This window comes from Chitinophaga sp. (assembly GCF_039596155.1).
Classification (GTDB): domain Bacteria; phylum Bacteroidota; class Bacteroidia; order Chitinophagales; family Chitinophagaceae; genus Chitinophaga.
Genome location: NZ_JBCNKF010000041.1, coordinates 62,197 through 69,820 on the forward strand (window position 1 = coordinate 62,197; position 7,624 = coordinate 69,820).

A 7,624-nucleotide genomic window follows, 5' to 3' on the forward strand; every position below is an offset into this window, starting at 1 on the left:
AACTTACCCAAGATAAATAATAGCTATATATAAACCGGCGCGAAATTAACACATTCCCGGCAAACAGGCCCCAAATAAGTAATTTCTCTTGAAAAACGCAAGCCCTTATATGCTAAGTGATTAATTATGAGTACAATTTATGTATAAAAAAAGCGCCTATGCCAGTTGGCATAAGCGCTTTATCCTGATAAAGGGGAGATTATTGTTTTCTTTTTCTGACTGGCTTGTATCGGCTTACCAGTTCCAGCACTCCGGGGTGTTGTAACAGGGTGGGATCAATGGCCAGCATTTTTTTCAGGTACTTCGGAGATTCCTGCAGCGCATTTTCGAGCAACAGCAAGCCTTCTTTGTACTGGCCGGTAGCGATATGAATTGCTGCCTTGCAGTACAGCAATACCGGCTTCTGCCCTACCTTGCGGGTAGCCGCTTCCAGCTGGGAAAGGGCTTCGTCGTAAAAGCCCGAGCGGTATAATCCGGCAATGAATTCCAGCCAGGTGTTCACGCTGGATGGGCGCAGGCGCACAGCTGCCAGCAGGTGGATGAGGCCTTCCTTGTTACGGTCCAGCTCCATGTAGCAGTTGCCCAGTGCCATCAGGTACTCAGCATTGTTCTTATTGATCTTGATAGCGCTCAGGATGGATTTGATGGCATTCTCCCAGTTATTCTCCATTATATAAGCCGCTCCGATCTTATAATACAATTTATCGTTGCTGGGGCTCAGGTGTGATGCCTTGCGGTAGTAATACCGGGCCTGTGTATACTTCTTTTGCCGGTCATAACAGTGGCCAATGGCCTCGTAGATCACGTCTTCAGGCTTGGCGATCTCCAGGTGCTTTTTCAGCACATCGATGGCATCGGCATACTTGCGCAGGCGGATGTAAGCATCACCCATATTGCGGTAAGCATAGTCGAATTTCTCATCAATGACAATCGCATACTGATAGGCATCGATGGCCTTTTCGTATAATTTAAGTCCCTGAAAAGCCGTGCCCAGGTTAAACCAGGCCAGCTGATTGTAAGGGTGCTCATTGATAATGGCAGTATGCAGGCGGATACTCTCTTCATTGCGACCGGTGAACTCAGTCCAGAAGCAGATCTTATGGAGTGCTTCCTCGTTGTTAGGCGCGTGTTCCAGCGTCAGTTTCAGGCATTCGAACACTTTATCGAACTCTTCACAATCATCATACACATCAGCCAGTTCAAGTAAGAGTTCGGTTTTATCATCTCCGTCAAACACGCTGATCTGTTCTTCCAGCAGGGCTGCAGCCTTCTGGTGCTGGTTCATAGCCAGGTAAACGTCGGTTTGCAGGATGTAAAGATTGATATCAGTGCTGTCGAGGATGGCTGCTTTTTCCAGCAGGTCCATGGCGTCCTGGTATTTTTTGGACTCTATGAGAAGATTGGCTTTCTTGAGTAGTAATGTCGAGGAGTAGGGGAACTGTTCGATAGCGATTTCTGCCGCTTGCATTGCGTTGGGGAGTTCGTCATGCTCATCATAGTAATCTATGATCAGTTCGAAGGAATCCTCATCAAGGAAACTGTGAGACTGTCCGGATTTCAGGTTTTCAAACTGCTGTAACAAGTCTCTTATCTCCTCAAAATCATCGTTTAAAAATGGGAAGTCTTGATTCATTAATGTAAATATAAGTAATTTTTGATTCCTCAGGATGGCGTCTGATAAGCATTCGCTATCCCTGAAGTTTTTCCCTTGTCAGCATTAATCTTTTACAAAAAGCGTTAGTCAAAAGAATGTTAAAAAAGGTATAAAACTATCCCTACCGATGTCAGCTATTCTATCTGGAAAGGGGCAAAAATCTTGCCGTAGGATTAAGCTACAGGAATAAAGGTAAGTCTTACCTGATTATCAGCATATTTAACAATCTTTAACATAACTTTAAGAAATTTTCCCTAACTTCGTTAAGGAAGTGTTATAAAATATATAAAAAAGTTTGTACATTTGTGATACAATGAAACAGATTACTACCATATTTAAGACCTTTTCATTGTCTTTCTTATTGGCCGGTGTTATGGCTCTCGCAGCCCTAAGCGCACACGCCAGTGATAACCTTACAAACGACAATAATAAAGACAAAGGAAAGAAGGCTGAGGAAAAGCTTTCCCTTAGTGCTATGCCTAAGGCGAACCTAAGCCTGGATGCAGGATATCGCTTCAATGCGATCAATGCTGGCTTTAAATTGTCTGATGACAATAGTTCATGGAATTTTAAATCTACCATGACTATTAAGCAGGGGAATGTGACTTACGTCCTGCCTTATGCTGCTCAGATCCAACAGCCATCTAACATGGGCTTCCATCATCTGCAGATTATTCTGCCGCTCCGAAGGAACTAATCACACTTGCATATAGCGCATAAAAGAGCTCCGGTATTACCGGAGCTCTTTTGTTTTGGGGGTGCACCACCCACAAAACTGACTGTTTACACCTTGGGTGTGAACAGTCAGTTTTATCTTATAAAAAAAGCCCCGGTATCACCGGGGCTTTTTTTATTTACTATCTTTCGTTAAATCAATTTCCCATCTTCGCCAGTTCCTCCCGGCTTATCTCCTTATACCCCGCTTTCGGCACATCAAAATAAGAACCCGGCACCGCATTCAAATCCACGGAAACCGCTACCATCGTCATCTTACCTCCATTTTTATTCAGTATTTCAAACTGCAGCGGTATTCCCTTCAGATTGACAAACCTTCGGTTATATTGTTTATTTTCAGGAACGAGATCAGTTGTATAATACACTTCAAAGGTAGTTCCATCTGATAGCTTTGCGGTCGCCTTCTTACAGTTATACCCTGCGATCTTCTTTGTTTCATTCTGATCTTTAAACTGGGCAGTAGCATACAACTTCAACTCCTTCTCATATTCTTCCTTCCCGGCGCGGGTCAGGTACTTTTCTCCATGGTTATTGATCAACGTGACCACCGATTCCTCCCGGCTATTGATCAGATAACTGATATGTACTTCTGTAAAATCTATATCGACCCGGCTTTGGTGGCCTTTCATATATTGGGTGAGTGTGCCTGCCGGCAAACCAGCATCTGTATCGGACTGGCCGGCTGGTTGCATGTTGTATACGATTTTTGCATCGGACACCAGCCGTTGGGCAAACGACTGACTGATGGAGACCACCACCAATAACAAAAACGTGAAAAGAGCTTTTTGCATGACAGTTAAGTGTTTCGTATAAAAGTTTATCGGTTAAATACCGGATGCCAGGCACGTATTTATCCTATTGGGATAGGGATTATTCTCATGCTCGGATTCATAGGTAATATTGAAAAAATCGTACCGGATTACCATGTCATTTTCTGCCTGTCCAGGAAAGCCTGTATACCCCGCTGGCAATCAGCATGTTCTCTGGTTACAGCGTTTTCTGCGGCAGCATGTTCCAACGCTTCGTCAAGCGGGAGGTCGTACACCCGGGTGATTAACCGCTTCGTTACTTTTAACGAATTGGCGGAAGCATTATTACAGAGATCTTCTGCCACTTTCAAAACATGTGCTCCTATCTCTTCTGCCGGTACTACCTGGTTAATTAATCCATAAGCAGCCGCTTCACCTGCAGTTATCAATCTGCCCGTTAAAAGCAGTTCCCGGGCCCTTCCTTCTCCTATTTTCCTTACCAGGAACACTGATACCAGTGCTGGAATAAAACCAATTTTCACCTCCGTATAACCCAGTTTTGCAGCTGGTACAGCATAACTAAGGTCGCACAGCGTCACCAACCCACAGCCTCCCGCTATTGCATGGCCTTCTACCTGTGCAATCACTACCTTATCATGGTAATAGATCTTCTTCATCAATGCCATTAACGCACGGGAATCGGCCAGGTTTTCTTCTCTTGTATTCTTTTGTAACTGTTGCAGGGATTCCAGGTCCGCTCCCGCACAAAACGCCTCTCCGGAACCTTTTAATACGATCACTTTTACAGCAGGATCTTTGGCTGCTGCATCCAATGCTACCTGTAGCTCTGTAACCATTCCGGCATTTAAAGCATTGCGCTTCTCCGGACGGTGGAGTGTGAGTGTTGCCACACGGTCAGATACATCATATAGGATATGTTCGTAAGTCATTTCGCTGTTATTTGCAAAGCTGGTTTCACTGAATGAATATACTACTTTCTGTAAACTTAGGGGAGATGCTTCGCCGATTTTAAAGCTGTAAAGAAGTGCCCTTTTTTATTTCAACCTATACTCACACTGGCATAGGCTCGTCCTTCCCACCATTGCAGCACCTGCCCTTTTACACTGTGGGTGTTAAAACCGTTGTCAATTTTTAGAATTACCTGTGAAAAACCAATGTGGGCTAACAGGCACAGAAATAGGCTAACAATTAACGTTTTCATACAGAGGAATGGTATGTGTCTATACTAAATATAAAAGAAAAACCGCTTCTGCTTTTAAACAGAAGCGGTTTTGTATATTTTTTAACGAAGACGATAATTAACGGGCGATGGCATCGATCGCTACCCCCACGTTGCCACTCGGCATTTGTATTCTTAATAATGCAGCGATGGTAGGAGCGATATCAGTCATACCAGTGAGCTTATTACTCTTACCGGGATGAATACCCCATCCCATCCAAACCAATGGAATATGAGCATCATAAGGATACCAGAGTCCATGTGTGGTACCGGTTTTTCCACCCTCAATATATCCGGAGCGAACGATGTACTGTATATCTCCACTTCTCTTTGCATTATACCCGTTAACGAGCATGTCTCTCAATGGTGCGGGTACAATAGTCGTCATTAGTTCTGACAATGGAAATGCATTTGCAATGGCTGTATCTTTCAATAATTCCTTCGCGGCTACTTCCGCAATATCTTTTACAGATTTCCCGGCTTTTTCGATGCCTTCATGATCGAGGTAAAGCTGGTAGTTGCTGGCGCCGATCACTGCTTCTTCGATGCCAAAACGTTCTTTTATCAACGTATTGATCTGCTTTACATCCGGCCCTACGCTCCAGCTGCCTCCCGGTAATTTATTTTCTCTGGAGAATCCCGGTACATGCGCCACTCCGTGATCAGCAGTCAGAAATACCAGGTATTGCCCTTTACCTACCGTTGCATCCAGGAATTTGAAGAAAGCAGCGAGGTCTTTATCCAAGCGCAGGTAAGTATCTTCCGCTTCGACAGAGTTAGGCCCATACTGGTGACCAACATAGTCAGTAGAAGAAAGGCTGACAGTCAGCATATCTGTTACATTGTTATTTCCCAGGCGATAGGCGTGCACGGCTTTCTGGGCAAAAGCCAGGGTCATGGTATTGCCATAGGGTGTACCAGCGATGGCTTTATTGGCGTTTGCGCTCAGATCATGCGGAAATACCGGTGTTGCGCCTTCATAAGCTTTATTGTCGGCAGCACTCTGTGTATAACTTTCGATCGGGAACAAGGTATTCCAGGGTTCTGCCAGATACTGGGCGGGCCATTGTTCCCTGTTATAACTTTCTACCCAGTCAGGCAGGCGGTTCATATAGTAAGAGCTGGTGATCCAGTTGCCGGTGCCCCCATCATACCAATAAGCGGCAGTTGCACTGTGGCCGGCGGGCAGAATAGAGCCTCTGTCTTTAATAGCGACACCTACCACTTTACTTTTGAAATTAGTAGCCAGTCTCAATTCGTCGCCAATCGTGGTGACCTGCATATTCTCAGGGCTCATTTTTCCGGCAGCGGAGGTGCTTCCCACGGTGCTGACGGTGCTATCCTCCGCACAATAAACCTCTCTGTTCAGGGCCGGACTGAACCATTCATTACCTACAATACCATGAACAGCAGGTACTGAACCGGTATAAACACAGGTATGACCTGCAGCTGTAACTGTTGGCGTATAATTAATTAATGTATTTTCGCAGGAGAATCCTTCCCGCAACATCCGTTTGAAACCACCTTCAGTATAACGGTTGTTAAAGCGATACAGGTAGTCCCAGCGCATTTGATCCACCACAATGCCAACCACCAGCCTGGGGCGGCCTGCCAGCGGCGTGGCTGGTTTATCCCAGGCAGTAGCCTGTCCAGGTTTAGGCGAAGTGGCTTTTTGGCCACTTACCTGATTAAAAAAGACACAATTCGCAGTAACCAATGCTATCGTTAAAAAATTCGGTCTTAAAATTCTTTTATACATTATTATTTTTTGACATTTTAAAATGTAACCCAAGTTTACAAAAAGTAATATTTTAATACCTTTGTGGCAAATTTAAAACAAGCACTATTAATCATTATTTAACATATGGATATATTCGAGAAACTGCTGAAACACATGGGCCCTATCGGGGAGCACTCAGACAGAGCCCACGGTTATTTCGCATTCCCTAAGCTGGAAGGTGAAATTGGACCCCGCATGAAGTTCCGGGGCAATGAGAAAATCGTTTGGAGCCTGAACAACTACCTCGGTCTGGCGAACCATCCTGAGGTGCGTGCTACAGATGCCAAAGCAGCAGCGGATTTCGGTCTCGCCATGCCAATGGGGGCCCGCATGATGAGTGGTAACACGAACTACCACGAAAAGCTGGAAAAAGAATTATCCGATTTCATGGGCAAGGAAGATACAACGCTCCTTAACTATGGTTACCAGGGTGTCATGAGTGCTATCGATGCAGTGTGCGGCCGCCGTGACGTGATCGTATACGATGCAGAGTGCCACGCCAGTATCATCGACGGTCTGCGCTTGCACCAGGGTCACCGTTATGTGTTCAAACACAATGACATCGAAGACCTGGAAAAACAACTGAAACGTGCTGAAGACCTGATAAAAGGTACCACCGGGGGTATCCTTGTGATCACTGAAGGGGTATTCGGTATGGCTGGTGACCAGGGTAAACTGAAGGAAATCGCCGCTCTGAAAGACAAGTACGAATTCCGCTTCCTGGTGGATGATGCACACGGTTTCGGTACAATGGGTAAAACCGGTGCCGGTACAGGTGAAGAACAGGGTGTTCAGGACAAAATTGACCTGCTGTTCAATACTTTCGCTAAATCCGGTGCTTCTATCGGTGCTTTCATCAGCGGCGAAAAGCAGATCATCAACTACCTGCGCTACAACATGCGCTCCCAGATCTTCGCAAAATCAGTTCCATTGCCACTGGTAATTGGTCACCTGAAACGCGTAGAACTGATGCGTCAACATCCGGAACTGAAAGCAAAGCTGTGGTCAAATGTGAATAAGTTACAGAATGGCCTGAAAGAACGCGGTTTCGATATTGGTAGCACTAACTCTCCGGTTACGCCTATCTACCTGCAGGGTGATATTCCTGAAGCAACTGCTATGTGTCTGGACCTGCGTGAGAACTACAATGTATTCTGCTCTATCGTAGTATATCCTGTAATTCCTAAAGGACAGATCATCTACCGCCTGATCCCAACTGCAGCACACAACGATGAAGATATCGAACTGACACTGAAAGCATTCAGCGAAACGAAAGAAAAGCTGGATAACAAGGTGTATAAAGTAGCTGAAATACCAATGGTGTAAGGCTATCCTGAATAAATCGAGTAGGAAGTGAGGGATTAGTTCCCTCACTGTCCTCTCACACCACCGTACGTACCGTTCGGTATACGGCGGTTCCTTAATTTAATTTTCGAGCATTCAGGTAGCAGTCCGTCAGGGATAGG

7 protein-coding genes are annotated in these 7,624 nt (G+C 45.3%); 2 read left to right on the top strand and 5 right to left on the bottom strand.

Going from position 1 to position 7,624, the window contains the following annotated elements; genetic code table 11:
- Nucleotides 1-199 precede the first annotated feature (199 nt).
- Nucleotides 200-1,633 (bottom strand): tetratricopeptide repeat protein, encoded by a 1,434-nt coding sequence (locus ABDW33_RS28320; RefSeq protein WP_343693458.1) that lies wholly within the window; start codon nt 1,631-1,633, stop codon nt 200-202.
- Nucleotides 1,634-1,967: 334 nt separating this feature from the next.
- Here ABDW33_RS28320 and ABDW33_RS28325 point away from each other — a divergent pair, with 334 nt between their 5' ends.
- On the top strand, nt 1,968-2,351 hold the full coding sequence (locus ABDW33_RS28325; RefSeq protein ID WP_343693459.1) for a hypothetical protein: 384 nt from the start codon (nt 1,968-1,970) through the stop codon (nt 2,349-2,351).
- A gap of 175 nt (nt 2,352-2,526) precedes the next feature.
- Here ABDW33_RS28325 and ABDW33_RS28330 read toward each other — a convergent pair whose 3' ends face one another.
- The 4 genes from ABDW33_RS28330 to pafA form a co-directional block, all read right to left on the bottom strand.
- The gene (locus ABDW33_RS28330) at nt 2,527-3,180 is read right to left on the bottom strand and encodes a hypothetical protein (protein ID WP_343693460.1); all 654 of its coding nucleotides are present in this window, start codon (nt 3,178-3,180) and stop codon (nt 2,527-2,529) included.
- Between the two features lie 128 nt (nt 3,181-3,308).
- On the bottom strand, nt 3,309-4,088 hold the full coding sequence (locus ABDW33_RS28335; protein ID WP_343693461.1) for an enoyl-CoA hydratase-related protein: 780 nt from the start codon (nt 4,086-4,088) through the stop codon (nt 3,309-3,311).
- Nucleotides 4,089-4,198: 110 nt separating this feature from the next.
- Nucleotides 4,199-4,360, bottom strand: a complete 162-nt coding sequence (locus tag ABDW33_RS28340) for a hypothetical protein (RefSeq protein ID WP_343693462.1) — start codon at nt 4,358-4,360, stop codon at nt 4,199-4,201.
- Nucleotides 4,361-4,457: 97 nt separating this feature from the next.
- Nucleotides 4,458-6,137, bottom strand: coding sequence for an alkaline phosphatase PafA (gene pafA / locus ABDW33_RS28345; protein ID WP_343693463.1), 1,680 nt, complete (start codon nt 6,135-6,137; stop codon nt 4,458-4,460).
- 105 nt (nt 6,138-6,242) lie between these two features.
- Between pafA and ABDW33_RS28350 the strand changes: the two genes are divergently transcribed.
- Complete coding sequence (locus ABDW33_RS28350) at nt 6,243-7,484, top strand: pyridoxal phosphate-dependent aminotransferase family protein (protein WP_343693464.1); 1,242 nt, start codon at nt 6,243-6,245, stop codon at nt 7,482-7,484.
- Nucleotides 7,485-7,624 lie beyond the last annotated feature (140 nt).